The organism is Pantoea sp. GL120224-02, assembly GCF_900215395.1.
GTDB classification, from domain to species: Bacteria; Pseudomonadota; Gammaproteobacteria; order Enterobacterales; family Enterobacteriaceae; genus Pantoea; species Pantoea communis.
On the sequence record NZ_OBEC01000020.1, the window covers coordinates 1 to 26,985 of the forward strand.

Annotated in this window: 22 protein-coding genes, 1 rRNA gene and 1 riboswitch; of the genes, 6 read left to right on the forward strand and 17 right to left on the reverse strand. The window is 52.8% G+C overall.

Translation table 11 applies throughout. The annotated features are described in order from the left end of the window. Positions 1 to 64 (reverse strand): 16S ribosomal RNA (locus CRO33_RS23505); the annotation flags it as partial. 629 nt (positions 65 to 693) lie between these two features. Here CRO33_RS23505 and purH point away from each other — a divergent pair. Both purH and purD read left to right on the forward strand, forming a co-directional pair. Further along, entirely contained in the window at positions 694 to 2,283 is a 1,590-nt protein-coding gene (gene purH / locus CRO33_RS23515; protein ID WP_097119769.1) for a bifunctional phosphoribosylaminoimidazolecarboxamide formyltransferase/IMP cyclohydrolase, read from the forward strand. 18 nt (positions 2,284 to 2,301) lie between these two features. Continuing rightward, the gene (gene purD / locus CRO33_RS23520) at positions 2,302 to 3,582 is read left to right on the forward strand and encodes a phosphoribosylamine--glycine ligase (RefSeq protein ID WP_097119770.1); all 1,281 of its coding nucleotides are present in this window, start codon (positions 2,302 to 2,304) and stop codon (positions 3,580 to 3,582) included. Positions 3,583 to 3,623: 41 nt separating this feature from the next. Here the strand turns inward: purD and CRO33_RS23525 are convergent, their stop codons facing one another. The 6 genes from CRO33_RS23525 to nudC all read right to left on the reverse strand — a co-directional run bounded on the left by CRO33_RS23525 (position 3,624) and on the right by nudC (position 8,023). Then, positions 3,624 to 4,289, reverse strand: a complete 666-nt coding sequence (locus tag CRO33_RS23525; RefSeq protein ID WP_097119771.1) for a DUF1481 domain-containing protein — start codon at positions 4,287 to 4,289, stop codon at positions 3,624 to 3,626. Positions 4,290 to 4,357: 68 nt separating this feature from the next. Next, complete coding sequence (gene hupA / locus CRO33_RS23530) at positions 4,358 to 4,630, reverse strand: nucleoid-associated protein HU-alpha (protein ID WP_006121511.1); 273 nt, start codon at positions 4,628 to 4,630, stop codon at positions 4,358 to 4,360. A 188-nt stretch (positions 4,631 to 4,818) separates the two neighbouring features. Continuing rightward, a complete protein-coding gene (locus tag CRO33_RS23535; RefSeq protein WP_097119772.1) occupies positions 4,819 to 5,409 on the reverse strand; it encodes a YjaG family protein in 591 nt (196 codons plus the stop codon). 62 nt (positions 5,410 to 5,471) lie between these two features. Then, entirely contained in the window at positions 5,472 to 6,140 is a 669-nt protein-coding gene (gene nfi / locus CRO33_RS23540; protein WP_097119773.1) for a deoxyribonuclease V, read from the reverse strand. Between the two features lie 2 nt (positions 6,141 to 6,142). Next, the gene (gene hemE / locus CRO33_RS23545) at positions 6,143 to 7,210 is read right to left on the reverse strand and encodes a uroporphyrinogen decarboxylase (protein ID WP_097119774.1); all 1,068 of its coding nucleotides are present in this window, start codon (positions 7,208 to 7,210) and stop codon (positions 6,143 to 6,145) included. Positions 7,211 to 7,249: 39 nt separating this feature from the next. Continuing rightward, positions 7,250 to 8,023, reverse strand: a complete 774-nt coding sequence (gene nudC / locus CRO33_RS23550) for an NAD(+) diphosphatase (RefSeq protein WP_058962184.1) — start codon at positions 8,021 to 8,023, stop codon at positions 7,250 to 7,252. Between the two features lie 88 nt (positions 8,024 to 8,111). On the opposite strand from nudC, the gene CRO33_RS23555 reads away from it, so the two are divergent. The 3 genes from CRO33_RS23555 (at position 8,112) to thiE (ending at position 11,635) form a co-directional block, all read left to right on the forward strand. Beyond that, entirely contained in the window at positions 8,112 to 8,618 is a 507-nt protein-coding gene (locus CRO33_RS23555) for an Rsd/AlgQ family anti-sigma factor (protein WP_058962185.1), read from the forward strand. Between the two features lie 256 nt (positions 8,619 to 8,874). Then, positions 8,875 to 8,975: riboswitch (TPP riboswitch) on the forward strand. A gap of 90 nt (positions 8,976 to 9,065) precedes the next feature. Continuing rightward, a complete protein-coding gene (thiC, locus tag CRO33_RS23560; protein ID WP_097119775.1) occupies positions 9,066 to 10,991 on the forward strand; it encodes a phosphomethylpyrimidine synthase ThiC in 1,926 nt (641 codons plus the stop codon). After that, entirely contained in the window at positions 10,988 to 11,635 is a 648-nt protein-coding gene (thiE, locus tag CRO33_RS23565) for a thiamine phosphate synthase (RefSeq protein ID WP_097119776.1), read from the forward strand. Before thiC ends, thiE begins: the two co-directional genes overlap by 4 nt. A 156-nt stretch (positions 11,636 to 11,791) precedes the next feature. Here thiE and CRO33_RS23570 read toward each other — a convergent pair whose 3' ends face one another. After that, a complete protein-coding gene (locus CRO33_RS23570) occupies positions 11,792 to 13,246 on the reverse strand; it encodes an aminotransferase-like domain-containing protein (RefSeq protein ID WP_097119777.1) in 1,455 nt (484 codons plus the stop codon). Between the two features lie 175 nt (positions 13,247 to 13,421). Between CRO33_RS23570 and CRO33_RS23575 the strand changes: the two genes are divergently transcribed. Further along, complete coding sequence (locus tag CRO33_RS23575; protein ID WP_097119778.1) at positions 13,422 to 13,610, forward strand: DUF1127 domain-containing protein; 189 nt, start codon at positions 13,422 to 13,424, stop codon at positions 13,608 to 13,610. A 60-nt stretch (positions 13,611 to 13,670) separates the two neighbouring features. Here the strand turns inward: CRO33_RS23575 and rpoC are convergent, their stop codons facing one another. The 9 genes from rpoC to tuf all read right to left on the reverse strand — a co-directional run. After that, on the reverse strand, positions 13,671 to 17,894 hold the full coding sequence (rpoC, locus tag CRO33_RS23580) for a DNA-directed RNA polymerase subunit beta' (protein WP_097119779.1): 4,224 nt from the start codon (positions 17,892 to 17,894) through the stop codon (positions 13,671 to 13,673). A 77-nt stretch (positions 17,895 to 17,971) separates the two neighbouring features. After that, complete coding sequence (gene rpoB, locus CRO33_RS23585; RefSeq protein WP_034828907.1) at positions 17,972 to 22,000, reverse strand: DNA-directed RNA polymerase subunit beta; 4,029 nt, start codon at positions 21,998 to 22,000, stop codon at positions 17,972 to 17,974. A 329-nt stretch (positions 22,001 to 22,329) separates the two neighbouring features. Further along, the gene (gene rplL / locus CRO33_RS23590) at positions 22,330 to 22,692 is read right to left on the reverse strand and encodes a 50S ribosomal protein L7/L12 (protein ID WP_034828906.1); all 363 of its coding nucleotides are present in this window, start codon (positions 22,690 to 22,692) and stop codon (positions 22,330 to 22,332) included. A gap of 66 nt (positions 22,693 to 22,758) precedes the next feature. Further along, positions 22,759 to 23,256 (reverse strand): 50S ribosomal protein L10, encoded by a 498-nt coding sequence (gene rplJ, locus CRO33_RS23595; protein WP_034828904.1) that lies wholly within the window; start codon positions 23,254 to 23,256, stop codon positions 22,759 to 22,761. 351 nt (positions 23,257 to 23,607) lie between these two features. Next, positions 23,608 to 24,312 (reverse strand): 50S ribosomal protein L1, encoded by a 705-nt coding sequence (rplA, locus tag CRO33_RS23600; RefSeq protein ID WP_034828901.1) that lies wholly within the window; start codon positions 24,310 to 24,312, stop codon positions 23,608 to 23,610. Positions 24,313 to 24,315: 3 nt separating this feature from the next. Further along, entirely contained in the window at positions 24,316 to 24,744 is a 429-nt protein-coding gene (gene rplK, locus CRO33_RS23605) for a 50S ribosomal protein L11 (RefSeq protein WP_034828899.1), read from the reverse strand. A gap of 147 nt (positions 24,745 to 24,891) precedes the next feature. Next, positions 24,892 to 25,437, reverse strand: a complete 546-nt coding sequence (gene nusG, locus CRO33_RS23610; protein ID WP_010616908.1) for a transcription termination/antitermination protein NusG — start codon at positions 25,435 to 25,437, stop codon at positions 24,892 to 24,894. A gap of 1 nt (position 25,438) precedes the next feature. Further along, on the reverse strand, positions 25,439 to 25,822 hold the full coding sequence (secE, locus tag CRO33_RS23615) for a preprotein translocase subunit SecE (protein WP_039381824.1): 384 nt from the start codon (positions 25,820 to 25,822) through the stop codon (positions 25,439 to 25,441). 227 nt (positions 25,823 to 26,049) lie between these two features. Then, the coding region (gene tuf, locus CRO33_RS23620) for an elongation factor Tu (protein ID WP_097119780.1) at positions 26,050 to 26,985 on the reverse strand (936 nt) is incomplete at its 5' end.

The following is a 26,985-nucleotide window of genomic DNA, read 5'->3' on the forward strand; positions in this document are numbered from 1 at the left end:
CGACTTGCATGTGTTAGGCCTGCCGCCAGCGTTCAATCTGAGCCATGATCAAACTCTTCAATTTAAAGTTTGATTTGCTGAAACAAGTTCAGCGATGCTCATCTGTAAAACGTCATAATGAATTTCATTATGTGTTCACTCGTGAGACTTGATATTTTTTACGTCCGGAGACGCTGATATCAATCCTGCGAGTGCCCACACAGATTGTCTGATAAATTGTTAAAGAGCGGTGCAATCAGCGCCTTAAGCTGCTGTTGCGAGGTGGCGTATATTACGCTTTCCTCCTTCAGAGTCAAACACTTTTTTCAGCATTTTTTCTCTGGCGGAAGTTCTTAGCGAAGCTTCCTGTCAACACCGCACTTCGTAAACCGTTGTGCCGTTTCGATGGATGCGCATTATAGGGAGTTGTTCGCAGCGCGCAACCGCTAAATTCAATAAAAACAACCGTTCGCTGCATTCCACAGCAAAACCCCGCCTTATACCCACTTACACACAGTGTTATCCACATTCATCTGCACAAATGAATTTAGGCGAGCATCGCGCAAACGTTTTCGCTACAATGCCCGGCGACGTCAAGGATGCCCCTTTTGGGGCGTTACATGAAGCAAGTACTCTCTTCTATATATAAGAGAAGCGCTAAGCTTGATGTAACGCTCTTACTTATGCGAAACAAAGCCAAGGGATAAAACCACCATGCAACAACGTCGTCCAGTACGCCGCGCTCTTCTCAGTGTTTCTGATAAAGCCGGTATCCTCGAATTTGCTCAGGCACTCTCCAGCCGTGGTGTTGAGCTGCTCTCCACAGGTGGTACTGCTCGCCTGCTGGCAGATGCGGGCCTGCCCGTCACCGAAGTCTCTGACTACACCGGTTTCCCGGAAATGATGGATGGACGCGTCAAAACGCTGCACCCGAAAGTGCATGGCGGTATTCTGGGCCGTCGCGGCACCGATGATGCGATCATGGCCGAGCACGCGATCAACCCTATCGATATGGTGGTGGTAAACCTTTATCCCTTCGCTCAAACCGTTGCCAAACCCGATTGCTCACTGGCAGACGCGGTAGAGAATATCGATATCGGTGGCCCAACCATGGTGCGCTCCGCTGCGAAGAACCACAAAGATGTGGCAATCGTGGTGAAGAGCAGCGACTACGAGGCCATCATCGCCGAGCTGGACGCCAACGAAAACTCCCTGACGCTGGACACCCGTTTCGATCTGGCGATCAAAGCCTTCGAACACACCGCAGCCTACGACAGCATGATTGCCAACTACTTTGGCAGCCTGGTACCGGCTTATCATAGCGACAGCAAAGAGCCTGCCGGCCGCTTCCCACGAACGCTGAACCTCAACTTCATCAAGAAGCAGGATATGCGTTACGGCGAGAACAGCCATCAGGACGCTGCCTTCTATATAGAAGAGAATGTGGCAGAAGCTTCTGTTGCGACTGCACAGCAGGTACAGGGCAAGGCGCTCTCTTACAACAACATCGCGGATACCGATGCCGCACTTGAGTGTGTGAAAGAGTTTGATGAAGCCGCTTGCGTGATCGTTAAGCATGCTAACCCGTGTGGTGTGGCAGTGGGCGGTTCGATTCTTGACGCCTATGAGCGCGCTTACAAAACTGATCCAACTTCTGCTTTTGGCGGCATCATCGCTTTCAACCGTGAATTGGATGAAGCCACTGCCCAGGCGATCATCAGCCGTCAGTTTGTCGAAGTGATCATTGCCCCTTCAGCCAGCGAAGCGGCACTTAAAGTTACCGCAACAAAACAGAACGTTCGCGTGCTGGTTTGTGGACAGTGGCAGGGCCGTGTTGCTGCACTGGACTTCAAGCGTGTTAATGGCGGCATGCTGGTTCAGGATCGCGATCTCGGTATGGTTGATGCCAGTCAGCTGCGAGTCGTGACTAAGCGCCAGCCAAGCGAGCAGGAACTGCGTGATGCGCTGTTCTGCTGGAAAGTAGCCAAGTTCGTGAAATCCAACGCCATTGTCTACGCACGTGACAATATGACTATCGGCATAGGCGCCGGACAGATGAGCCGCGTTTATTCTGCCAAAATTGCCGGTATCAAAGCAGGCGACGAAGGTTTAGAAGTTAAAGGTTCAGCCATGGCGTCTGATGCTTTCTTCCCGTTCCGCGATGGTATCGACGCAGCGGCTGCTGTAGGTATCAGCTGTGTGATTCAACCAGGTGGTTCTATCCGTGATGATGAAGTGATTGCCGCCGCTGATGAGCACGGTATTGCGATGATCTTCACCGACATGCGTCACTTCCGCCATTAATAGCCTGGAGCCGTATAGATGAAAATTTTAGTGATTGGTAATGGTGGACGTGAACACGCGTTGGCATGGAAAGCAGCACAGTCACCGCTGGCCGAAACGGTCTTTGTTGCACCGGGCAACGCGGGTACCGCACTGGAACCTGCACTGCAGAACGTGGCGATCAGCGCCACTGACGTTCCTGCACTGTTAGCCTTTGCTCAGAAAGAGAAGATCGATCTGACCATCGTAGGCCCAGAAGCGCCGCTGGTGATTGGCGTGGTCGATGCGTTCCGTGCAGCGGGTCTGAAAATCTTTGGCCCAACGCAGGCGGCTGCACAGCTGGAAGGATCAAAAGCCTTCACCAAAGATTTCCTGGCACGCCAGCAGATCCCTACCGCTGAATACCAGAACTTTACGGAAGTTGAGCCCGCGCTGGCTTACCTGCGTGAGAAAGGCGCACCGATCGTGATTAAAGCGGATGGTCTGGCAGCCGGTAAAGGGGTTATCGTCGCGATGGAACTGGCTGAAGCGGAAGCTGCAGTGCAGGACATGCTGGCAGGTAACGCTTTCGGCGATGCAGGCCATCGTATCGTCATTGAAGAGTTCCTCGACGGCGAAGAAGCCAGTTTTATCGTGATGGTGGATGGCGACAACGTGTTACCCATGGCCACCAGCCAGGATCATAAACGTGTAGGCGATGGTGATACCGGCCCGAATACCGGAGGCATGGGCGCTTACTCGCCAGCCCCGGTTGTCACCGATGAGATCCACCAGCGTGTGATGGACCAGATTATCTGGCCAACCGTTAACGGCATGAAAGCGGAAGGCAACACCTATACCGGCTTCCTATATGCCGGCCTGATGATCGATAAAGCCGGTCAGCCGAAAGTGATCGAGTTCAACTGCCGCTTTGGCGATCCAGAAACCCAGCCGATCATGCTGCGTCTGCAGTCAGATCTGGTTGAGCTGTGCCTGGCCGCAGTGGATGGCAAACTCGATAAGCAGACCTCGCAGTGGGATCCACGCCCATCGCTGGGTGTCGTGCTGGCGGCTGGCGGCTATCCCGCGGATTACAACACCGGTGATCAAATCCACGGTCTGCCGCTGGAAGAAGTGCCGGACGGTAAAGTGTTCCACGCGGGCACCACGATGAAAGATGATGTGGTGGTCACCAACGGTGGACGCGTGCTGTGCGTCACTGCCCTGGGCGAAGATGTGGCTGCCGCGCAGAAGAATGCCTATGCGCTGGCGAAACATATTTCCTGGGAAGGCAGCTTCTGCCGTAAAGATATTGGTTACCGCGCGATTAATCGCAAGTAATCATCAAGGGGCGCGCTCTGCGCCCCTTGTTTTTTCCCAACTCAGAAATCACTCTCTTTCGGCTGCCAGCTACACTCATCCTCTGGCGTCGCCCGCAACAACTGCACGCCTTCAGGTGCCTCCAACCATGACACCATCAACGACTGTGGCTGGTTTTGCTGCTGCTGAGATAGCGTGGCAATGATTCCGCTATCAAAGGGTGCATTCACCACTTTGCCATCACAATCGCGCACCTGCGTAGCGCCCAGCCAATGCCCCTGCTTCAGTAATACACGGCCACTCAGCAACGCATTACTTTGCTCCAGCATACGTTGCGCGTCGAAACGATAGAGCTCAACCGTATCACCACTTACCGCTTCACGACGGCCGGCCAGCTGACGCTGCATAAAATTAAGATTGCCCAGATGGTCAAAACGCAGCGTCACGTCATCGGGTTGCTCACCCGCCACAATGCGCTCAACGCTGATCAGGTGGTTCTGTTGCCAGTTGTAGTCAGTGGTTTCCATGGCATCGCCATTGAAAGGGGTATAAACAGTGCGAAGATGGACAGCCTGATGGTCACTGTTCTTGCGCCAGATGCGCACAGTGCCACGATCGGCCAGATAGCCACTTGCCGTAAAGGCAGGGAGATCAGAGGTGGAACTACAGCCCGCGAGCAGCGCACCGAGTAACAGGGCGCAGACGCGCTGAGTAATCGTGTTCAGCATGACAGGCCCCAATAACAAAAAGGGGCGTGTCGCCCCTCTTTTAAAGCTTAAACCGCGATGCGGAAAACTTACTTAACAGCGTCTTTCAGAGCTTTACCAGAGACGAACGCTGGCACGTTAGCTGCCGCGATTTTGATCTCTTTACCAGTCTGTGGGTTGCGACCGGTACGCTCAGCGCGGTGGTTCACTTTAAAAGTACCAAAACCAACCAGTTGTACAGCATCACCTTCTTTCAGAGACTCAGTGATCGCAGCCAGGGTAGATTCCAGCGCAGCTTTAGCCTGGGTTTTTGACAGGTCAGCTTTCTCTGCGATCACATCAATCAGTTGAGTCTTGTTCATAAGTTATCCTTAAAGTGTATTTATCGCTTGCTAAGCAACGAGTGCGAGGGAAAAGCCATATTCTGGCACTCTTCAACCTGCACGCAAAGATAGCCACAATTTTCAGCCCCCCAAATGTAGACCAGACAGGGGGCTGATGTGAAGCCTCCAGGCGCGGTAATTCAGGCCTGAAGTCACGTTTTATCGCCTTATTGCTGAAAAAGTATACCGATGTTACTGATTCCCGCTTCGCGCAGGTCAGAACGTAACCCTTTAATCAGCTCAAGGTCGCGCTCTTCGCAGTCTGCCAGCAGACGGAAAATCTCCCACTGCAGATCCCATTCATCAATCACCGCCTGATTTTCACGCAGCTCTTCATCGGTCATTTCACGACCGGCCTGCGTCATTTCAAGGATAGCGACGGTGGTGATCGAGGTGCGACTGACTTCGATTGCGTGCTCCAGAGTTTCGCCGCTGAGTTGTGCATGCACAACTTCGCTCAACGCAACACAGGCATCGATTGCTGGGTGGACACCATAGATATCAAAATCATCGCCATTCGGAATCGCAGACTCCAGCTTCTCCAGTTGGCTATCGAAGTTAATTTTGGCGTCTTTGACCGTCAGGCTTTCCCAGATAAGGTCAAGGATGCGACGATAGAGTTGCGGATCGGCGAATTCAGTCTGCTGACAGAAGGCCCAATAATTGGGGAACATCCGCTCGCACAGACAGGCCATAAAGGTCATATGCTGCCAGCTTTCCAGCTTCGCCAGACGCAAATGGACGGGGTTCTGTAACATCAAACTTACTCTCAATAGGTTAGCTGGCGGCAGTGTACCGCAAAAGCCGCGCGCAAACAGCGTTAACGCGCATTTTGCCAACGCAGAAACGCAGGACGCCCCGAAGCAACCGCATCGGCCCAGCGTGTAGGCTCGGGCAAACGATAGCCCGCGGTACATTTCTCCACCCAATTCAGTGCGCTGTCCATACTGACACGATGCCCGGTTGAGACGAACAAAGGGTTGCAGCGCGCTTTACTGCGCCACACCCAACCAATTTGTTCGCCTTTATCCATCAGTGGCTGGCGGCTCCCCGGTTCAGCATCCAATTCGGTAAAACGCCCGCAGAGCCGTTTTTTCGCCACGCCAATGGTTGGAACATCCACCAGCGAGCCAAAATGCGCAGCCACGCCGAGGCGACGGGGATGGGCAATACCATGACCATCAACAAATAAAAGATCGGGTTGGTGTGTGAGCTGCTGCCAGGCTGCAAGCAGTGCGGGGACTTCGCGAAACGATAAGAAACCCGGGATGTAAGGCATGGTGGTCGCGAGGCGTGCTATACGGTGCTCCACGAGTTGCAATGAGGGATATTCTAATACCACCAGTGCCGCACGCGTGATGTCACCTTCCTGTTCAAAACCGACGTCCGCACCGGCGATAAAACGAGGCGGCAGGACGTCGAAATCATCCTGCCGCACCACGTTAGCAGCGCGTTGTAACTGTTCAGCCCGCAGCGCGGCTAAATCCATGCTTAACCCTGATGATAAGGGCGAGACAGACGATGTACGGCTTCGACGAATGCACCGGCGTGCTCTGGCGGCACATCCTGATGAATGCCATGGCCCAGGTTGAAGACATGCCCTTCACCCGTGCCAAAGCCTTCAAGGATAGTGGCCACTTCCTGCTCGATACGTGCCGGAGGCGCATACAGCATGGAAGGATCCATGTTGCCCTGCAACGCAACTTTGTCACCCACGCGACGACGCGCATCGGCAATATCGGTGCTCCAGTCCAGTCCCAGCGCATCACATCCGGTCGCTGCGATAGCCTCCAGCCACTGACCACCACCTTTGGTGAACAGCGTAATCGGCACGCGGCGACCTTCGTTCTCGTGCAGCACGCTATCGACGATTTTGTGCATATAGTAGAGTGAAAACTCACGGTAATCGCGGCCGGTCAGCACGCCGCCCCAGGTGTCGAAGACCATAATCGACTGTGCACCGGCTTTGATCTGGGCGTTCAGGTAATGGATGACACTGTCAGCCAGCTTATCCAGCAGCTTGTGCAGGGTTTGCGGCTCGGCATACATCATCTTTTTAATTTTGGTGAACGCTTTGCTGCTGCCGCCTTCAACCATGTAGGTCGCCAGCGTCCACGGGCTGCCGGAGAAGCCGATCAACGGCACTTCGCCTTTCAGGTTATGGCGAATGGTACGCACCGCATTCATCACATAACCCAGCTCATCTTCTGGATCCGGAATCGGCAGTTTGTCTACATCTGCACGGCAGGTAATAGGATTTGAGAAGCGCGGACCTTCGCCCGTTTCGAAATAGAGCCCCAGCCCCATCGCATCAGGAATCGTCAGGATATCGCTGAAGAGGATCGCGGCATCCAGCGCATAACGACGCAGCGGCTGCAGGGTGACTTCGCACGCCAACTCCGCATTCTTACACAGCGACATAAAATCACCGGCTTCAGCACGCGTGGCTTTGTACTCCGGCAAATAACGCCCGGCTTGTCGCATCATCCATACAGGGGTGACATCCACCGGCTGACGTAACAGGGCACGCAGATAACGATCGTTCTTCAGTTCACTCATAATGGGCTCTCTCATGCTAAGGCCGCCAGTGTAGCATTTTCACGGCGCGCTGGCGCGACACAGGGCAACGGTATCTTCAATCAACCGCCGTGCCACCGTGCCCGGTGGCGGTAACAAGGGCAAATCGTCATAGCGATACCAGCCGGCATCCAGCAACTCTTTGCCATCATGCTGCAACTCACCGCCCTCATATTCGGCCATAAATGCCATCATTAATGAATGCGGGAACGGCCAGGGCTGCGAGGTGACGTAGCGGACATTTTTAACCCGGACGTTGCTCTCTTCCATCACTTCACGCGCGACGGCCTGCTCCAGCGTCTCCCCGACCTCAACAAAGCCAGCTAATACTGTGTAAATGCTGTTGCGATGACGTGCATGGTTGGCCAGCAGAATCTCCTCCCCCCGGCGAATCGCTACGATGATGCACGGTGCAATCTGCGGGTAATAGCGCTCGCGGCAATGGTGACACAGGCAGGCAAATTCGCGTTTACTGAGGTGCATTTCGTGGCCGCAGTAGCCACACCAGCGGTGTGAGCGGTAGAATTCGGCGAGTTGAACTCCACGCCCAACCATCTGAAAAAGCCCAACATCTTCGTCGATAAGCTGGCGAACAGAGCCCATATTGTCAGGTCGTGATTCACGTATCAGCCAGACATTCTCCGCCTGCCATTCGCCAATCAAAATCGCGGTTTTTCCAGTCAGGCCAAAATCGCCGGATAAGCCATGCGGCAGTTCACCTTGCGGTAACCAAAGTTTTTGTTCATGGCTGACAATCCACCAGCCAGCGTCTACGCTTGAGATCTCACGTTGCATCTTATTCGTTGTCCTTAGCGTCAAATGGCACGCTGAAATCCTGATGTTAAGTGTGGAATGGATAACTATAACTCACCCGGAGCCCCATATGCTTACCCAGTTAGATGACCTGGCCAGGCGTGTAAGTGGCGGTAATGAACTCGTTGATGCGTGGCTGCGCGCGCGCCGACAGTTGCTTGTCAGCTATTACGCATTAATTGGCATCAAGCCAAACAAAGAGGCGCTCAGTGCCCTGGATGAACAGGCGCTGGATGCGTTTTGTCACGGCCTGGTTGATTACCTCTCAACCGGTCATTTCAGTATTTATGAACGCATTATCAGTGAGATGGAGGGCGATAGCCCACTCATTGCGGCAGCCCAACTCTATCCCGCTCTGGAAGCGAATACCGATCGCATGATGCAACTGTATGACAGCCATCTGCAGCAGGCCATCAACGACGATAACTGCGTAGAATTCCAGAAGGCGTTATCCGAAGTGGGTGAAGTGCTGGAGTCGCGCTTCACGCTGGAAGATAAGCTGGTGCAACTCGCCTGGGATAACCAGCTGGCGCGCCCACCGGTCGCCAATGAAAGCAGCATGGCTCGCCCCGCTTAACTTCGGCCCCATGTAAAAAACTTGTTATTCCGAAAAAGCCCTCTTATGCTGAATGGGCTTTTTTATTGAGGCCTATTCACGTTTTTATGCGTCTCTTTAAAGCAATCTAGAGTCAAATTTTGCGATATAAGCGTAGCGTGCGCAGCCAGTTCACGCTCGGACAGCGCGCAGTGGCCGGAGCGTACACGTAGTACGTGACGGACACGAGCACTACCCTGGCGTGAAATGGCCAGCAAAGTAGCTTATATCGTAAAATTCAACCTTGTCGGAGTGCCCTAAGGGGCTGAGACCGTTTATTCGGGATCCGCGGAACCTGATCAGGTTAGTACCTGCGAAGGGAACAAGAGTAGACATTCACAGAGCGATGCGTGTTGGCGCCCGGCATCGTCCCTGTTACTCCTTCCGAACTCTGGACAAGCAACTTCCCCTTAATTCAGGAAATTTGCTATGTCTGTTGCTAAAACTTCTCGTCGTGAACAACGTGCACAAGCGCAGGAATTTATCGATTCGCTGCAGGGCACTGCTTTCCCCCAATCCAAACGTATCTGGATCACCGGCAGCCGAGCGGATATCCGTGTGCCGATGCGCGAAATCCAGCTTAGCCCTACACACATCGGTGGCACAAAAGAGAATCCACAGTATGAGCACAACGAACCAGTGCCGGTATATGACACGGCAGGTGCTTATGGCGACCCTGCGGCCACCATTGATGTGCATCGGGGATTAGACCGATTGCGTGAAAACTGGATTGCTGAACGCGATGACAGCGAAGCGATCCACCAGTTGAGTTCGCAATACACTCAGCAACGCTTAGCCGATGAAGGGCTGGATCACCTGCGCTTCGAGCAGTTACCGCAGCCGCGTCGTGCCAAAGCTGGCCGCTGCGTCACACAGCTGCATTACGCACGTCAGGGCATTATTACACCCGAGATGGAATTTATTGCGGTGCGAGAAAACATGGGCCGCGAACGTATTCGTGGTGAAGTGCTACTGCAACAGCACCCGGGCCACAGTTTTGGTGCCAATCTGCCGGAAAACATCACCGCCGAATTTGTGCGCCAGGAAGTTGCCAGCGGCCGCGCTATCATACCCTCCAATATTAATCACCCCGAATCCGAGCCGATGATCATTGGCCGTAACTTTCTGGTGAAGGTGAACGCCAATATAGGCAACTCAGCGGTGAGCTCATCGATCGAAGAGGAAGTGGAGAAACTGGTGTGGTCAACACGCTGGGGGGCGGATACCGTGATGGACCTCTCCACAGGCCGCTATATCCATGAAACGCGCGAGTGGATTTTGCGAAACAGCCCGGTGCCGATTGGCACTGTGCCCATTTATCAGGCACTGGAGAAAGTGAACGGCGTGGCGGAGGACCTTAACTGGGAGATCTTCCGCGATACTCTGCTTGAACAAGCAGAACAGGGGGTGGATTATTTCACTATTCACGCCGGTGTGCTGCTGCGCTATGTGCCGATGACGGCTAAACGTCTGACCGGTATTGTCTCGCGTGGTGGTTCGATCATGGCGAAGTGGTGCCTGTCACATCATCAAGAGAGTTTCCTCTATCTGCATTTCCGCGAGATCTGTGAAATCTGCGCTGCCTATGATGTCGCGCTCTCACTCGGTGATGGCCTGCGTCCGGGATCAATTCAGGACGCCAACGATGAAGCCCAGTTTGCCGAATTGCACACGCTAGGTGAGCTGACCAAAGTTGCCTGGGAATACGATGTGCAAGTGATGATTGAAGGTCCAGGCCATGTGCCAATGCAGATGATCCGCCGCAACATGACCGAACAGTTAGAGCACTGTCACGAAGCGCCGTTTTACACGCTTGGCCCACTGACCACCGATATCGCCCCCGGGTACGATCATTTTACCTCCGGCATTGGTGCCGCGATGATTGGTTGGTTTGGCTGCGCCATGCTGTGCTACGTCACACCGAAAGAGCACCTCGGTTTGCCGAATAAAGAAGATGTTAAGCAGGGTCTGATTACCTACAAGATCGCCGCGCATGCAGCCGATCTGGCTAAGGGCCATCCCGGCGCTCAGATCCGTGATAACGCCATGTCGAAAGCACGCTTTGAATTCCGTTGGGAGGATCAGTTCAATCTGGCGCTCGATCCGCATACGGCACGCGCTTATCACGATGAGACATTGCCGCAGGAATCGGGCAAAGTGGCTCACTTCTGCTCAATGTGCGGTCCAAAATTCTGTTCGATGAAAATTACCCAGGAAGTGCGCGAATATGCTGCTCGCCAGCATGCAGAAGTCCAGCCCATTGAAATTGGCATGGCGCAGATGTCGGATGCCTTCCGCAGTCGTGGTGGCGAGCTTTATCACGCCGCCGATGCCCTTAAAGAGGAAAAAGTATGACCGATGCCTTTCCAGCCACGGCCCCGAAACTGGGGCTGTACCCTGTTGTTGATAGCGTAGAGTGGATTGCACGCTTACTGGAGGCTGGCGTTCGCACCATCCAGTTGCGCATCAAAGATTGCCAGGATCATGAAGTAGAAGACGCAGTGCGCGAGGCAATTGCGCTGGGCAAGCAGTATCGTGCACGCCTGTTTATCAACGATTACTGGCGATTAGCGATCAAATATAACGCCTATGGCGTGCATCTTGGTCAGGAAGATTTGGACGTGGCTAATCTGGACGCTATCCGCCAGGCAGGTTTGCGTCTTGGGTTATCGACTCATGATGATGCCGAGTTAGACCGCGCGCTGGCGCTGCGTCCTTCCTACATTGCATTGGGGCATATTTATCCCACACAAACCAAAGATATGCCTTCGGAACCTCAGGGCGTCGTAGAATTGAAACGCCACATGGCGCGGTTGCAGGATATACCGACTGTGGCGATTGGCGGTATATCCCTTGCGCGCGTACCTGAAGTTTTGGCCACTGGCGTTGGAAGCGTTGCCGTGGTGAGCGCCATTACTCAGGCGGCAGACTGGCGTCAGGCGACACAGGAGCTGCTGGCACTGGTTGAAGCTGGAACCCAGCCCGCAGAAGCGTTGTAACGTTCTGCAATCAGGGTAATTTGGCTGGAACCTCACGCGCAGTCCGCTTCCTGCGGGCTAGCGTGTTTTTCCGGTCAGGATAAAGTGTGCCTGCCCGCTGTCGCTGGCAGTGGGCCAGGGCTGGTCTACCTCTCTCTCCAGCCCTGCCTTTCCACTTTAATCAGTCAGGGATGAAGCGGGTTCCGTTTCGATATGACAGCCATGCATGGCCTGCTCCACCGCAGCGCCAAGTTGGGCGATGGCCTGTTCTGTATGCTCATTGATGGGCAACCCATAATTCAGGCGCAAGCAGTTACGATATTTGCCCGAGGCAGAAAACAGCGATCCGACAGCGACCTGAATGTTCAACGTGCGAAGTTCGGTGTTAAGCCGAACCGCATCAAACGCTTCAGGTAACTCAATCCACATCAGGAAGCTGCCCTGCGGACGCGAGACACAGATACCGCACGGGAAATAGTGGCGTACCCAGCAGCTAAAAGTCTCGTAGTTACGTTGATATATCTGGCGCATCCGGCGTAAATGCGGCCCATAGTGACCAAGACGAATAAATTCGGCCACCGCATGTTGCGGCTGTGTGGCTGTTGAACCCGTGCCGATATATTTCATATGCAAGACGCGATCGCGATAGCGTCCAGGTGCCACCCAGCCAACACGTAACCCGGGAGCCAGCGTCTTAGAGAATGAACTACACAACAACACCCTGCCATCCATATCCAAAGATTTAATGGTAATGGGACGTGGATACTCCCATGCCAATTCACCGTAAACATCGTCTTCAATAATCGCGGCATCAAAGCGCTGTGCCAGTGCCAGCAGCGCACGCTTGCGCGCCTCGGGCATGATAAATCCGAGTGGATTATTGCAATTTGGCACTACTACCACGGCTTTAATGGGCCACTGCTCGAATGCCAACTCCAGAGCTTCAAGGCTAATGCCCGTCACCGAATCGGTAGGGATTTCAATGGCACGGATACCAAGCCCGCGCAGGGTCTGCATCGTGCCATGAAATGTCGGAGATTCAACGGCGATAATATCACCCGGTTCACACACCGCACGAATCGACACGGACAGCGCTTCATGGCAGCCCGTGGTGATCACAATATCCTCTGCGGTGAGCTGACAACCGCTATCGATAGTTAAGCGTGCGACCTGCTCACGCAAGGCCGCAACGCCTAACAGACTGTCATAATTGAGCTGGTCAAGATCCTGCTTCTGCGCCATTCGGCTCTGAATTTTCCATAATGGCTTCAATGTCGGCTGGGTAAGGTCTGGCATGCCGCTACCTAATTGCAGCACGTTACCGCTGTTGCGGCTGCTTAATAATTCCAGCACCGATTCCCACTGGGTGATCTCGACGGGGCGTTGTACGGGGCGGGTTAACGCAGGAACAGGAGGCGTGGCTTTGCGCGTCGCAACGAAATAGCCAGAGCGCGGCTGCGGCACAATAAGCTGTTTCTCTTCTAGCAGGTGATACGCCTGCTGCACGGTACTGATGCTCACACCGTGTTCAATACTCAGTGTGCGCACTGAGGGTAAGCGCTCGCCGCTACGGTAGAGTCCCTGCTCAATCCTGTCTGAGAGCAAGCAAGCCAGATGTTGGTAACGCGTCATCGTATGATTCCCCTCGAGTTCACTGAATCTAAATCAGTACAGATCATCCTTTTTTTTACCATTCAGATCCTATCATGCGCAATCTGTATGTTAATAATAAGTGATTTTTGAATCTGTATTGAAATGCACAGGAACTGGACAATACCACTCAGACAACTGACTGAGGGCATTTATTATGGAATTCGATCAAAACCGCGCAGCAAAACCCTTTGATGTAACGCTATTGGATATGGTTCGCGGCACGGGACGTGCCATCAAAAGATGGCGCGCCCGCCGTGAGACTCGCAAAATTCTGTCTCACTTAAGCGATGCACAACTGCGCGACATTGGCCTGACCCGCCACGATATCTGCCGTAAGGGCTGATTAAAAACGAAAAAAAACCCTGCCGAGGCAGGGTTTTTTATGGGTCAGCTTCGCAGACGATTATTCGTCGTCGCTACCGCCAAGACCGGCGTTCAGCAGTTCAGCCAGGCTCGCAGAGGCTTCATCCGCAGTCACCTGCGGTGCAACCGGTGCTTCACCTACAGAACGGCGACGCATACGATCCTGATGGTAAGCATAACCGGTACCGGCCGGGATCAAACGACCCACGATCACGTTCTCTTTCAGGCCGCGCAGTTCATCACGCTTGCCTGCTACTGCTGCTTCAGTCAGGACACGTGTGGTCTCCTGGAACGATGCTGCAGAGATGAACGATTCGGTTGCCAGAGAAGCTTTGGTGATACCCAGCAGATCGCGCATAAAGGTTGCGCCAATTTTGCCGTTCGCTTCGAGGTCGCGGTTAGCGATCTTGATGCGAGAGTATTCAGCCTGCTCACCTTCCAGGAACTCGGTGCTGCCCGCGCTGGCGATGGTTGCTTTACGCAGCATCTGACGCACGATGACTTCGATGTGTTTATCGTTAATCTTAACGCCTTGCAGACGGTAAACTTCCTGCACTTCGTTAGTGATGTAACGGGTCACAGCATGGACGCCACGCAGACGCAGGATGTCGTGTGGAGACTCTGGGCCGTCAGAAACAACGTCACCACGTTCTACACGCTCACCTTCGAATACGTTCAGCTGACGCCATTTCGGAATCATCTCTTCGTACGGATCGCTACCATCAACCGGTGTAATCACCAGACGACGCTTGCCTTTGGTCTCTTTACCGAACGAGATAATACCGCTGATCTCGGCCAGAATTGCTGGCTCTTTCGGACGACGCGCTTCGAACAGGTCAGCAACGCGTGGCAGACCACCGGTGATGTCCTTGGTACCGCCAGATTCCTGAGGTACACGAGACAGGGTGTCACCCGCACTGATCTTAACGCCATCTTCCAACTGAACAATCGCTTTGCCCGGCAGGAAGTACTGAGCTGGCATGTCGGTACCTGGAATCAGAACATCATTTCCGTTGGCATCAACAATTTTCAGCGCAGGACGCAGATCTTTACCGCCCGCAGTACGTTCTGCAGAATCCAGAACCACCAGCGATGACAGACCAGTCAAGTCATCAGTCTGACGAGTAATCGTCTGACCATCGATCATGTCAGTGAAGCGAATGAAACCGCCCACTTCGGTGATAACAGGCATGGTGTGCGGATCCCAGTTTGCTACGGTCTCGCCCGCTGCAACCTGCTCACCATCACCTTTAGCCATCATCGCGCCGTAAGGGACTTTATAGCTCTCTTTGGTACGACCGAATTCATCGATCATCTTCAGCTCAACGTTACGAGAGACGATAACCAGTTTCCCGGAGGAGTTGGTTACAGACTTCGCGTTGGTCAGCTTAATAGTACCTTTGTTCTTCACCTGGATGCTGGATTCAGCAGCCGCACGAGATGCCGCACCACCGATGTGGAACGTACGCATCGTCAGCTGTGTACCCGGCTCACCGATGGACTGTGCTGCGATAACGCCGATGGCCTCACCTTTGTTGATGATGTGACCACGTGCCAGGTCGCGACCGTAGCAGTGTGCACACACACCAAAGTCGGTTTCACAACCAACAACAGAACGCACTTTGATCGCATCAACTGAGTTGAGTTCGATCACATCACACCAGTGCTCATCGATCAGCGTGTTACGCGGGATCAGGATGTCAGCAGTACCTGGCTTCAGCACGTCTTCAGCCGTTACACGACCCAGTACACGCTCACGCAGTGGCTCTTTAACGTCGCCACCTTCGATGACCGGAGTCATCATGATGCCTTCGAATGTGCCACAGTCGTCTTCGGTAACCACCAGGTCCTGCGCAACGTCTACCAGACGACGCGTCAGATAACCGGAGTTAGCGGTTTTCAGTGCGGTATCCGCAAGACCTTTACGCGCACCGTGCGTCGAGATGAAGTACTGGAGTACGTTCAGACCTTCGCGGAAGTTCGCGGTGATTGGCGTTTCGATGATTGAGCCATCTGGCTTAGCCATTAGACCACGCATACCGGCCAGCTGACGAATCTGTGCAGCAGAACCACGCGCACCGGAGTCGGCCATCATGTAGATGCTGTTGAACGAGACTTGCTGCTCTTCTTCGCCGTGACGGTTGATCACGGTTTCGGTTTGCAGGTTGTCCATCATCGCCTTGGAAACGCGTTCGTTTGCTGCGGCCCAGATATCGATGACTTTGTTGTAACGTTCGCCAGCAGTAACCAGACCAGACTGGAACTGTTCCTGAATCTCAGCAACTTCCGCTTCTGCTTCTGCCACGATTTCCGCTTTCTTAGCCGGGATCACCATGTCGTCGATACCTACAGAGGCACCTGAACGGGCTGCGTAAGCAAAGCCGGTATACATGGTCTGGTCAGCGAAGATAACGGTCGGCTTCAGGCCCAGGATGCGGTAACAGGTGTTCAGCATCTTAGAGATAGCTTTCTTACCCAGCGCCTGGTTGACGATGGAGTAAGGCAGACCTTTCGGCACGATCATCCACAGAATCGCACGACCAATGGTGGTGTCGATTAAGCTGGTTTTCGCGACGAACTCTTCTTGTTCGTTTTTGCTGTACTCGGTGATACGCACTTTAACGCGAGCATGCAACTCGGCCAGGCCAGCGCGATAAACACGCTCAGCTTCTTTCGGGCCAGTCAGCACCATGCCTTCGCCGCGCGCATTCACTTTGTCACGGGTCATGTAGTACAGACCCAGTACAACGTCCTGAGAAGGAACGATGATTGGCTCGCCGTTCGCAGGTGACAGGATGTTGTTGGTAGACATCATCAGAGCACGTGCTTCCAGCTGAGCTTCCAGCGTCAGCGGTACGTGAACTGCCATCTGGTCACCATCGAAGTCGGCGTTATATGCCGCACAAACCAGCGGGTGCAGCTGGATTGCTTTACCTTCGATCAGAACAGGTTCGAATGCCTGGATACCCAAACGGTGCAGGGTTGGTGCACGGTTCAGCAGTACTGGGTGTTCGCGGATCACTTCGTCCAGGATATCCCAAACGACAGCTTCTTCACGCTCAACCATCTTCTTAGCAGCTTTGATGGTGGTCGCGAGGCCACGCAGCTCCAGCTTGCCGTAGATGAACGGCTTGAACAGCTCCAGTGCCATTTTCTTCGGCAGACCGCACTGATGCAGACGCAGGTATGGACCTACGGTGATTACAGAACGGCCAGAGTAGTCAACACGTTTACCCAACAGGTTCTGACGGAAACGACCCTGCTTACCTTTGATCATGTCGGCCAAAGATTTCAGAGGACGTTTGTTAGAGCCAGTGATGGCACGACCGCGACGGCCGTTATCCAGCAAGGCATCTACCGCTTCCTGCAGCATACGTTTTTCGTTACGTACGATGATATCTGGCGCAGCCAGATCCAACAGACGCTTCAGACGGTTGTTACGGTTAATGACGCGACGATACAGATCGTTCAGATCCGACGTAGCGAAACGACCACCATCCAGCGGTACCAGCGGACGCAGATCTGGCGGCAGAACCGGCAGAACGGTCAGGATCATCCACTCTGGCTTGTTACCAGACTGTACGAACGCTTCCAGCAGCTTGATACGCTTGGTCAGCTTTTTACGTTTGGTCTCGGAGTTGGTTTCGTTCAGCTCTTCACGCAGCTGCTCGCACTCTTGCTCCAGATCCATATTTTTCAGCAGCGCCTGGATAGCTTCCGCACCCATCTTCGCGTCGAATTCGTCACCGAACTCTTCCAGCGCATCAAGGTACTGCTCTTCGGTCAGAATCTGACGTTTTTCCAGGTTGGTCATACCGCCTTCGATCACAACATAAGATTCGAAGTACAGTACGCGCTCGATATCACGCAGTGGCATATCCAGCAGTAAGCCGATACGCGAAGGCAGTGATTTCAGGAACCAAATGTGCGCAGTTGGTGAAGCCAGTTCAATGTGGCCCATGCGCTCACGACGAACCTTGGTCTGTGTAACTTCAACGCCACACTTCTCACAGATCACGCCACGATGTTTTAAACGCTTGTACTTACCGCACAGGCATTCGTAATCTTTTACCGGCCCAAAGATACGGGCGCAGAAAAGACCGTCACGCTCCGGCTTGAAGGTACGGTAGTTAATGGTTTCTGGCTTTTTAACTTCACCAAAAGACCATGAACGGATCATATCTGGCGAAGCCAGAGCGATCTTGATCGCATCAAACTCTTCGGTCTTAGTTTGCGCTTTCAGAAACTTAAGTAAGTCTTTCACGGATTAGCTCCCGTCGGAGTGGAACTCTCAGGGACGCACACCGAAGTGCGCGTCCCGTAACCAGTACTTACGAGTGCTTACTCGTCTTCCAGCTCGATGTTGATACCCAGCGAGCGGATCTCTTTCAACAGTACGTTGAAGGATTCCGGCATGCCCGGTTCCATCTGATGGTTGCCATCGACGATGTTTTTATACATCTTCGTACGGCCATTCACGTCATCAGACTTAACGGTCAGCATTTCCTGCAGGGTATAAGCAGCACCGTATGCTTCCAGTGCCCACACTTCCATCTCACCGAAGCGCTGACCACCGAACTGCGCTTTACCACCCAGCGGCTGCTGAGTAACAAGGCTGTACGAGCCAGTTGAACGGGCGTGCATCTTGTCGTCGACCAGGTGGTTCAGTTTCAGCATGTACATGTAACCTACGGTTACCTGACGCTCAAACTGCTCACCGGTACGGCCGTCGAACAGAGTGATCTGACCGGAAGAAGGCAGGCCGCCGAGCTGCAGCAGCTCTTTGATCTCGCTCTCTTTCGCACCATCAAACACTGGCGTTGCGATTGGCATACCTTTTTTCAGGTTCTCAGCCAGACGCAGAACTTCGTCGTCAGTGAAGGTGTTCAGATCGACTTTCTGACGCACATCGGTGCCCAGATCGTAAGCACGCTGGATGAACTCACGCAGTTTGGCGACTTCTTCCTGCTTCTTCAGCATCGCATTGATTTTCTCACCAATGCCTTTAGCCGCCATACCCAGGTGGGTTTCCAGGATCTGACCGATGTTCATACGTGACGGTACGCCCAGCGGGTTCAGTACGATGTCGACCGGCGTGCCGTTCTCATCGTAAGGCATATCTTCGATCGGGTTGATCTTAGAGATAACACCTTTGTTACCGTGACGACCTGCCATCTTGTCACCAGGCTGGATCTGACGTTTAACCGCCAGGTACACTTTCACGATTTTCAGCACGCCTGGTGCCAGGTCATCGCCCTGAGTGATTTTGCGACGTTTAGCTTCGAGTTTCTTCTCAAACTCGTGCTTCAGCTCGTCATACTGCTCAGCCAGCTGCTCGAGAGAGTTTTGCTTCTCTTCATCAGTCAGGCCCAGTTCCAACCAGCGCTCACGTGGCAGTTTGTCCAGCTTCTCAGCTTCAACACCACCCGAGATCAGTACCGCCTGAATACGGCTGAACAAGCCCGCTTCGAGGATCTGCAGTTCTTCAGACAGGTCTTTCTTAGCCTGCTTCAGCTGCATCTCTTCGATTTCCAGCGCACGTTTGTCTTTTTCTACGCCATCGCGAGTAAAGACTTGAACGTCGATAACCGTACCGGAAACACCGTTAGGAACACGCAGAGAAGAGTCTTTAACGTCAGACGCTTTCTCACCGAAGATCGCACGCAGCAGTTTCTCTTCTGGCGTCAGCTGAGTTTCGCCTTTCGGCGTCACTTTACCGACCAGAATGTCACCACCGGTCACTTCCGCACCGATATAAACGATACCGGATTCATCCAGTTTGGAGAGTGCAGCTTCACCCACGTTCGGGATGTCAGCGGTGATCTCTTCTGGCCCCAGCTTGGTGTCACGAGACACACATGCCAGTTCCTGGATGTGGATAGTGGTGAAACGGTCTTCCTGGACAACACGCTCAGAAACGAGGATGGAGTCTTCGAAGTTGTAACCGTTCCATGGCATGAACGCCACGCGCATGTTCTGACCCAGCGCCAGTTCACCGAGATCGGTAGACGGGCCATCTGCCAGCACGTCGCCACGTTCGATTGGCTCACCCAGGGACACACATGGCATCTGGTTGATGCAGGTGTTCTGGTTAGAACGGGTGTACTTGGTCAGGTTGTAGATGTCGATACCCGCTTCGCCCGGATACATCTCATCTTCGTTAACTTTGATAACGATACGAGAAGCATCAACGTACTGAACGGAACCGCCACGTTTCGCTACGGCAGTTACACCGGAGTCAACCGCTACTGCGCGTTCCATACCGGTACCGACCAGCGGCTTATCAGCGCGCAGAGTTGGTACTGCCTGACGTTGCATGTTCGCACCCATCAAGGCGCGGTTAGCATCATCGTGCTCCAGGAATGGAATCAGTGACGCACCGACTGAAACGACCTGTTGGGTCGAAACGTCCATGTAGTCAACCTGGTCGCGGCTGAACAGGCTTGATTCACCTTTGCTACGGCAAGTGACGAGATCGTCAACAAAGCTACCGTCTTCAGCAAGGTTGGTGTTCGCCTGAGCGATAACGTAGTTACCCTCTTCGATTGCAGAGAGGTAATGAATTTCATCACTCACTTTGCCATCTACCACGCGACGATACGGAGTCTCAAGGAAGCCGTATTCGTTAGTCTGCGCATAAACAGAAAGGGAGTTGATCAGACCGATGTTCGGACCTTCTGGCGTTTCGATTGGGCATACACGACCGTAGTGGGTTGGGTGTACGTCACGCACTTCGAAGCCTGCACGCTCACGCGTCAGACCGCCTGGGCCCAGGGCAGAGATACGACGCTTATGCGTGATCTCAGACAACGGGTTGTTCTGATCCATAAACTGGGACAGCTGGCTTGAACCAAAGAACTCTTTCACCGCCGCCGAAATAGGCTTGGCGTTGATCATGTCCTGAGGCATCAGGGTATCGAGGTCGCCCAGAGACAGACGCTCTTTAACAGCACGCTCAACACGCACCAGACCCACACGGAACTGGTTCTCAGCCATCTCACCGACTGAACGGATACGACGGTTGCCGAGGTGGTCGATATCATCGACTTCGCCAATACCGTTACGGATGCCGATCAGTTTCTTCATCACTTCGATGATGTCGTCTTTGCTCAGGATACCTGAACCTTCGATTTCATCACGCAGCAGTGAACGGTTGAACTTCATACGGCCAACTGCAGACAGATCGTAACGATCTTCTGAGAAGAACAGGTTCTCGAACAGGTTCTCTGCAGCTTCGCGCGTTGGCGGCTCACCAGGACGCATCATACGGTAGATCTCAACCAGCGCGCTCAGGCGATCGTTGGTTGGGTCAACACGCAGGGTCTCTGAAATGTATGGGCCGTGATCCAGGTCGTTGGTGAACAGCGTTTCAATGCGTTTGTGGCCTGACTGGCTCAGTTTAGCCAGCAGATCCAGTGAAAGTTCCATGTTCGCAGGAACGATCAGTTCACCGGTGTTCAGATCGACGTAGTCTTTAGCGACCACTTTGCCAGCGATATATTCGACTGGCACTTCAATGTGCTGAATACCGTCTTTTTCCAGCTGACGAATATGACGCGCAGTGATGCGACGACCTTTCTCAACGTAGACCGTGCCATTGGCTTCGATATCGAAGCTGGCGGTTTCACCACGCAGGCGCTCAGGCACCAGTTCCATCTGCAGTTTGTTATCGCGGATTTCATACACCACTTTATCAAAGAACAGATCAAGGATTTGTTCAGTGGTGTAGTGCAGCGCGCGCAGAATGATACTGGCCGGCAGCTTACGGCGACGGTCAATACGGACGAAGAGGTTGTCTTTCGGGTCGAATTCGAAGTCGAGCCATGAACCGCGGTAAGGGATGATACGTGCGTTATACAGCACTTTACCAGACGAGTGCGTCTTACCCTTATCGCTGTCAAAGAACACGCCAGGACTACGATGCAGCTGAGAAACAATAACACGCTCAGTACCGTTGATAACAAAGGTACCGTTGTCGGTCATGAGTGGAATTTCACCCATGTACACTTCTTGTTCTTTGATGTCTTTTACGGTGCCTTCCGGCGCTTCACGCTCGTAGATCACCAGACGCAGTTTCACGCGCAGCGGTGCCGAATAGGTCACGCCACGGATCTGACATTCAGTTACGTCAAAGACCGGCTCGCCCAAACGGTAGCTGACATACTGCAACTCAGAGTTGCCGCTGTAGCTTGAGATTGGGAATACGGAGCGGAAGGCAGCTTCCAGACCGTATTGGCCTTCTGGATCTTGCTCGATAAACTTCTGGAACGAGTCAAGCTGGATAGAAAGGAGATAAGGTATGTCCAAAACTTGTGGACGTTTACCAAAATCCTTACGAATACGTTTTTTCTCGGTATAGGAGTAAACCATAGGGTTCCTCAGCTAGCTGACATGTCGAACCACGCTGTCCGTCCTGAAGGGACAGTTCATGCAACACTATTTTGTTTTTCATGCGATGCGTAACACCCCATGCAATACATCTTTCTATCACTCTTAAATCATTTCATCGCTGTTGCGCAGGCAGGGAACCCTCACAGGAAAGCGATATATTAAGTCGTCGATAGAAAAAGATATTGAAGAGAAACAATGGACAAACAGTGTGAAACGCCATCATTCCTCTGAAGCGCAAAAAAGCTGGTGACCCAAAAAGTCACCAGCCATCAGCCTGATGTTACTCAGGCTGCAACCCGAAGGTTGTCTTACTTAACTTCAACTTCAGCGCCAGCTTCTTTCAGCAGTGCTTCCAGAGCAGCTGCGTCATCTTTGCTGATGCCTTCTTTGATAACACCGGTAGCTTCAACCAGGTCTTTAGCTTCTTTCAGGCCCAGACCAGTTGCAGTACGAACTGCTTTGATTACGGCAACTTTGTTAGCGCCAGCAGCTTTCAGAATTACGTCGAATTCAGTTTTCTCTTCAGCAGCTTCAGCTGGGCCAGCAGCAACAGCTACAGCAGCAGCAGCAGAAACGCCGAATTTTTCTTCCATAGCAGAAACCAGCTCAACTACTTCCATTACGGACATAGCTGCTACTGCTTCCAGAATTTGATCTTTGGTGATAGACATATCGATTGTTCCTAAAAAACAGAAAAAGTTTATACGTTAGCAAGTACGAAGGAAAAGAAGATGGCCTTAAGCCGCTTCTTTTGCATCGCGTACAGCAGCCAGAGTGCGAACCAGTTTGCCAGCAGCGGCTTCTTTCATGGTCGACATCAGACGTGCCAGTGCTTCTTCGTAAGTCGGCAGAGTTGCCAGACGGTCAATATTGGCCGCCGTGATCAGCTCACCTTCAAAGGCTGCAGCTTTGACCTCAAATTTTGCATTCGCTTTCGCGAACTCTTTGAACAGACGAGCAGCAGCGCCCGGGTGTTCCAAAGAGTATGCAATCAGGGTCGGACCAACAAACGTGTCTTTCAGGATCTCAAACTGAGTTCCTTCAACGACGCGGCGCAGCAAGGTGTTGCGAACAACACGCATGTAAACGCCAGCTTCACGACCTGCTTTACGCAGTTCGGTCATTTTATCAACGGTAACGCCACGGGAATCCGCAACAACCGCTGAAAGCGCGCCTTTGGCTACTTCGCTAACTTCAGCAACAATCGCTTGTTTGCCTTGAAGATTTAATGCCATTAGCTTTTGCTCCTGGATTTGACCGGGAAAAATTTCCCGGAACTCACTTCACTCAGCTACCCGAAGGCACTGAGCGCTATTACACGGTGAGCAGAATCCAGTGAAGAAAAAATTCTTTTTGGTTCTGTCACCGTCTACGCAGGGTATTAAGCAGGTTATCCGAAGATAATCCCGCTCCTGCGGTCTTGGACGGAGGCCAGGATAAGGCCTGGCTCCAACCTAAGCCATTGATAAATTAGGCAATTACGCTTTGTTAATCAGTGGCTTTGAATCTGGGTTCTGAATTGAATACTCAATCAGAACAACGGGCGTAAGATTCTAGATGAATTTTTCGCCCGTTTCAAGCAGCAATTAGTTTGCTGCTGCGCTCAGACCAGCCTGGTCAACGGCAACGCCGGCGCCCATGGTGGTAGAGATGCTAACTTTCTTGATGTACACGCCTTTAGCCTGTGAAGGTTTCGCTTTTTTCAGCGCAACCAGCAGAGATTCCAGGTTTTCTTTCAGTTTGTCAGCGTCGAAGTCCACTTTACCGATGGTAGTGTGGATGATGCCGTTTTTGTCATTACGATAACGAACCTGACCTGCTTTAGCGTTTTTCACTGCTTCAGCAACGTTAGGGGTTACAGTACCCACTTTCGGGTTTGGCATCAGGCCGCGTGGACCCAGAACCTGGCCCAACTGGCCAACAACGCGCATTGCATCTGGAGATGCGATAACAACGTCAAAGTTCATTTCGCCTTTTTTGATCTGGTCAGCCAGATCTTCCATACCTACCAGCTCAGCGCCAGCTGCTTTAGCAGCTTCTGCGTTTGCGCCTTGGGTAAATACAGCAACACGTACTGAACGACCAGTACCGTGTGGCAGAACAGTCGCGCCGCGAACGTTCTGATCTGATTTACGTGCATCGATGCCGAGGTTAACAGCAACGTCAACGCTTTCAACGAACTTAGCAGTTGCCAGTTCTTTCAGCAGAGCAATAGCCTCAGCGATGTCGTACTGCTTGGTCGCGTCAACTTTGTCACGGATTACGCTCATGCGCTTGGTCAGCTTAGCCATTTCTTAATCCTCTACTACCAGGCCCATGGAACGTGCAGTACCTTCGATAGAGCGAGTCATCGCTTCTACGTCAGCACCAGTCATGTCCGCAGCTTTAGTTTCTGCGATTTCACGTACCTGAGCACGAGAAACTTTACCGACTTTGTCTTTGTTCGGCTTACCAGAACCAGACTTGATGCCCGCTGCTTTTTTCAGCAGTACGGCAGCCGGAGGGGTTTTGGTAACGAAGGTGAAAGAACGGTCGCTGTATACAGTGATAACAACTGGAGTAGGCAGGCCTTTCTCCAGAGATTCTGTTTTAGCGTTGAACGCTTTACAGAATTCCATGATGTTAACACCCTGCTGACCCAGTGCTGGACCAACAGGTGGACTTGGGTTCGCCATACCAGCTGCAACCTGCAGCTTGACGTAGGCTTGTACTTTCTTAGCCATGATAATTCCTCAAATGGGTTATAGCGCCTGAAAACAGGCTCCCCGTGATTACGATTCACACGCTGTCACCAGCGCATAAAAACAAAAGGCGCGAAATTATAGGTAAATTTCGCGCCTTCCGCAAGAGCTATAAAGTGAACAAAAGGGTTAACCTTTCTCCACCTGAGCAAAGTCGAGTTCGACTGGTGTTGCACGGCCAAAGATGGAAACAGAGACCTTCAAGCGGCTCTTTTCGTAATCCACCTCTTCGACCACACCGTTGAAGTCGGCAAATGGACCGTCGTTGACGCGCACCATCTCGCCTGGCTCGAACAGCGTTTTTGGACGCGGCTTATCACCCACCTGCTGCAGGCGGTTCATAATCGCATCGACTTCTTTATCACTAATCGGCGCAGGACGGTCAGAAGTACCGCCAATGAAGCCCATGACACGTGGTACGCTACGCACTAAGTGCCAGCTGGCGTCATTCATCACCATCTGGACCAGCACATAGCCAGGGAAGAACTTACGTTCGCTTTTACGGCGCTGGCCACCACGGATTTCAACGACTTCTTCAGTCGGCACCATGACTTCACCAAACAGCTCTTCCATGTTGTGCAGTTTGATATGCTCTTGCAGCGACTTCGCTACGCGGGCTTCAAAACCGGAGAACGCCTGAACGACGTACCAGCGTTTTTTTGGAGCTTCAGACATCTCAGAACCTCAGGCCAGTGATAAACGATACCAGACGGACCAGAATTCCATCCAGCCCCCACAAAATCAGTGACATCACGGCAGTGACCGCGGCAACGATTAACGTGGTGTGCAATGTTTCCTGGCGAGTCGGCCAAATGACCTTACGCATTTCGGTTCTTGCTTCACGAGCAAAAGCCACAGTCGCTTTGCCTTTGATAGTCAGCAACGCTATGCCACCTGCCGCAGCAATCAGTACTACGACAGCCAGCGCGCGCAGAGGCAGCGTAATGTCGCGATAGAGATAGTTGCCAACGATGGCGACTAACAGCAACGCGATGACAGCAACCCACTTTATCGCTTCCAGGCCGCGCCCGCTCCCTTGAGCTTCGGTATTCGCACTCATAAACCAACCTGCCACAATAATTCAGAAACAATTCTGCCCCGCAGAGCGAGGCATCCAAACCGAATGAGCTTTTGGGCGTAACTCGGTATCCGACGCCGTAAACCAGAGCCTGTCTCAGCAATGATTATGATCGAAAATCACTGATGAGCCAGGTTCTATGTAACAGCGTGCAAAAAGGGCATCAAATGATGCCCTTTCCATATGCATTGCGTCAAATGTTATCGCAATTAAGCGATAATTTCAGCAACAACACCCGCACCAACAGTACGGCCGCCTTCACGGATTGCGAAACGCAGACCCTGATCCATAGCGATTGGCTTGATCAAGGTAACGGTCATTTTTACGTTATCGCCTGGCATTACCATCTCAACGCCTTCTGGCAGTTGAACGTCACCGGTCACGTCAGTAGTACGGAAGTAGAACTGAGGACGGTAGCCTTTGAAGAACGGAGTATGACGGCCGCCTTCATCTTTAGACAGTACGTAAACTTCTGAAGTGAACTGGGTATGTGGCTTGATGGTGCCCGGCTTAGCCAGAACCTGACCACGCTCGATATCTTCACGCTTGATACCACGCAGCAGAACACCACAGTTCTCGCCTGCCTGACCCTGGTCCAGCAGTTTGCGGAACATTTCAACGCCGGTACAGGTAGACTTAACGGTGTCTTTCAGACCAACAACTTCAACTTCGTCGCCTACTTTCACGATACCGCGCTCAACACGACCGGTTACAACAGTACCACGGCCTGAGATTGAGAATACGTCTTCGATTGGCAGCAGGAACGGCAGGTCGATTGCACGTACTGGCTCTGGGATGTAGTTATCCAGGTGACCAGCCAGCTCAATGATCTTCTCTTCCCACTCAGCAACACCGTTCAGTGCCTGCAGAGCAGAACCGCGTACGATTGGAGTATCGTCGCCTGGGAAGTCGTAAGCTGACAGCAGATCGCGAACTTCCATCTCTACCAGTTCCAGCAGCTCTTCATCATCAACCATGTCGCACTTGTTCAGGAACACGATGATGTAAGGAACGCCAACCTGACGACCCAGCAGGATGTGCTCACGGGTCTGTGGCATTGGGCCATCAGTCGCAGCAACAACCAGGATCGCGCCGTCCATCTGCGCAGCACCGGTGATCATGTTTTTCACATAGTCGGCGTGGCC

Coding starts and splice junctions, on each gene's coding strand:
- purH (WP_097119769.1), top strand. CDS start 694: ATGCAACAACGTCGTCCAGTACGCCGCGCTCTTCTCAGTGTTTCTGAT.
- purD (WP_097119770.1), top strand. CDS start 2,302: ATGAAAATTTTAGTGATTGGTAATGGTGGACGTGAACACGCGTTGGCA.
- CRO33_RS23525 (WP_097119771.1), bottom strand. CDS start 4,289: ATGCTGAACACGATTACTCAGCGCGTCTGCGCCCTGTTACTCGGTGCG.
- hupA (WP_006121511.1), bottom strand. CDS start 4,630: ATGAACAAGACTCAACTGATTGATGTGATCGCAGAGAAAGCTGACCTG.
- CRO33_RS23535 (WP_097119772.1), bottom strand. CDS start 5,409: ATGTTACAGAACCCCGTCCATTTGCGTCTGGCGAAGCTGGAAAGCTGG.
- nfi (WP_097119773.1), bottom strand. CDS start 6,140: ATGGATTTAGCCGCGCTGCGGGCTGAACAGTTACAACGCGCTGCTAAC.
- hemE (WP_097119774.1), bottom strand. CDS start 7,210: ATGAGTGAACTGAAGAACGATCGTTATCTGCGTGCCCTGTTACGTCAG.
- nudC (WP_058962184.1), bottom strand. CDS start 8,023: ATGCAACGTGAGATCTCAAGCGTAGACGCTGGCTGGTGGATTGTCAGC.
- CRO33_RS23555 (WP_058962185.1), top strand. CDS start 8,112: ATGCTTACCCAGTTAGATGACCTGGCCAGGCGTGTAAGTGGCGGTAAT.
- thiC (WP_097119775.1), top strand. CDS start 9,066: ATGTCTGTTGCTAAAACTTCTCGTCGTGAACAACGTGCACAAGCGCAG.
- thiE (WP_097119776.1), top strand. CDS start 10,988: ATGACCGATGCCTTTCCAGCCACGGCCCCGAAACTGGGGCTGTACCCT.
- CRO33_RS23570 (WP_097119777.1), bottom strand. CDS start 13,246: ATGACGCGTTACCAACATCTGGCTTGCTTGCTCTCAGACAGGATTGAG.
- CRO33_RS23575 (WP_097119778.1), top strand. CDS start 13,422: ATGGAATTCGATCAAAACCGCGCAGCAAAACCCTTTGATGTAACGCTA.
- rpoB (WP_034828907.1), bottom strand. CDS start 22,000: ATGGTTTACTCCTATACCGAGAAAAAACGTATTCGTAAGGATTTTGGT.
- rplL (WP_034828906.1), bottom strand. CDS start 22,692: ATGTCTATCACCAAAGATCAAATTCTGGAAGCAGTAGCAGCTATGTCC.
- rplJ (WP_034828904.1), bottom strand. CDS start 23,256: ATGGCATTAAATCTTCAAGGCAAACAAGCGATTGTTGCTGAAGTTAGC.
- rplA (WP_034828901.1), bottom strand. CDS start 24,312: ATGGCTAAGCTGACCAAGCGCATGAGCGTAATCCGTGACAAAGTTGAC.
- rplK (WP_034828899.1), bottom strand. CDS start 24,744: ATGGCTAAGAAAGTACAAGCCTACGTCAAGCTGCAGGTTGCAGCTGGT.
- nusG (WP_010616908.1), bottom strand. CDS start 25,437: ATGTCTGAAGCTCCAAAAAAACGCTGGTACGTCGTTCAGGCGTTCTCC.
- secE (WP_039381824.1), bottom strand. CDS start 25,822: ATGAGTGCGAATACCGAAGCTCAAGGGAGCGGGCGCGGCCTGGAAGCG.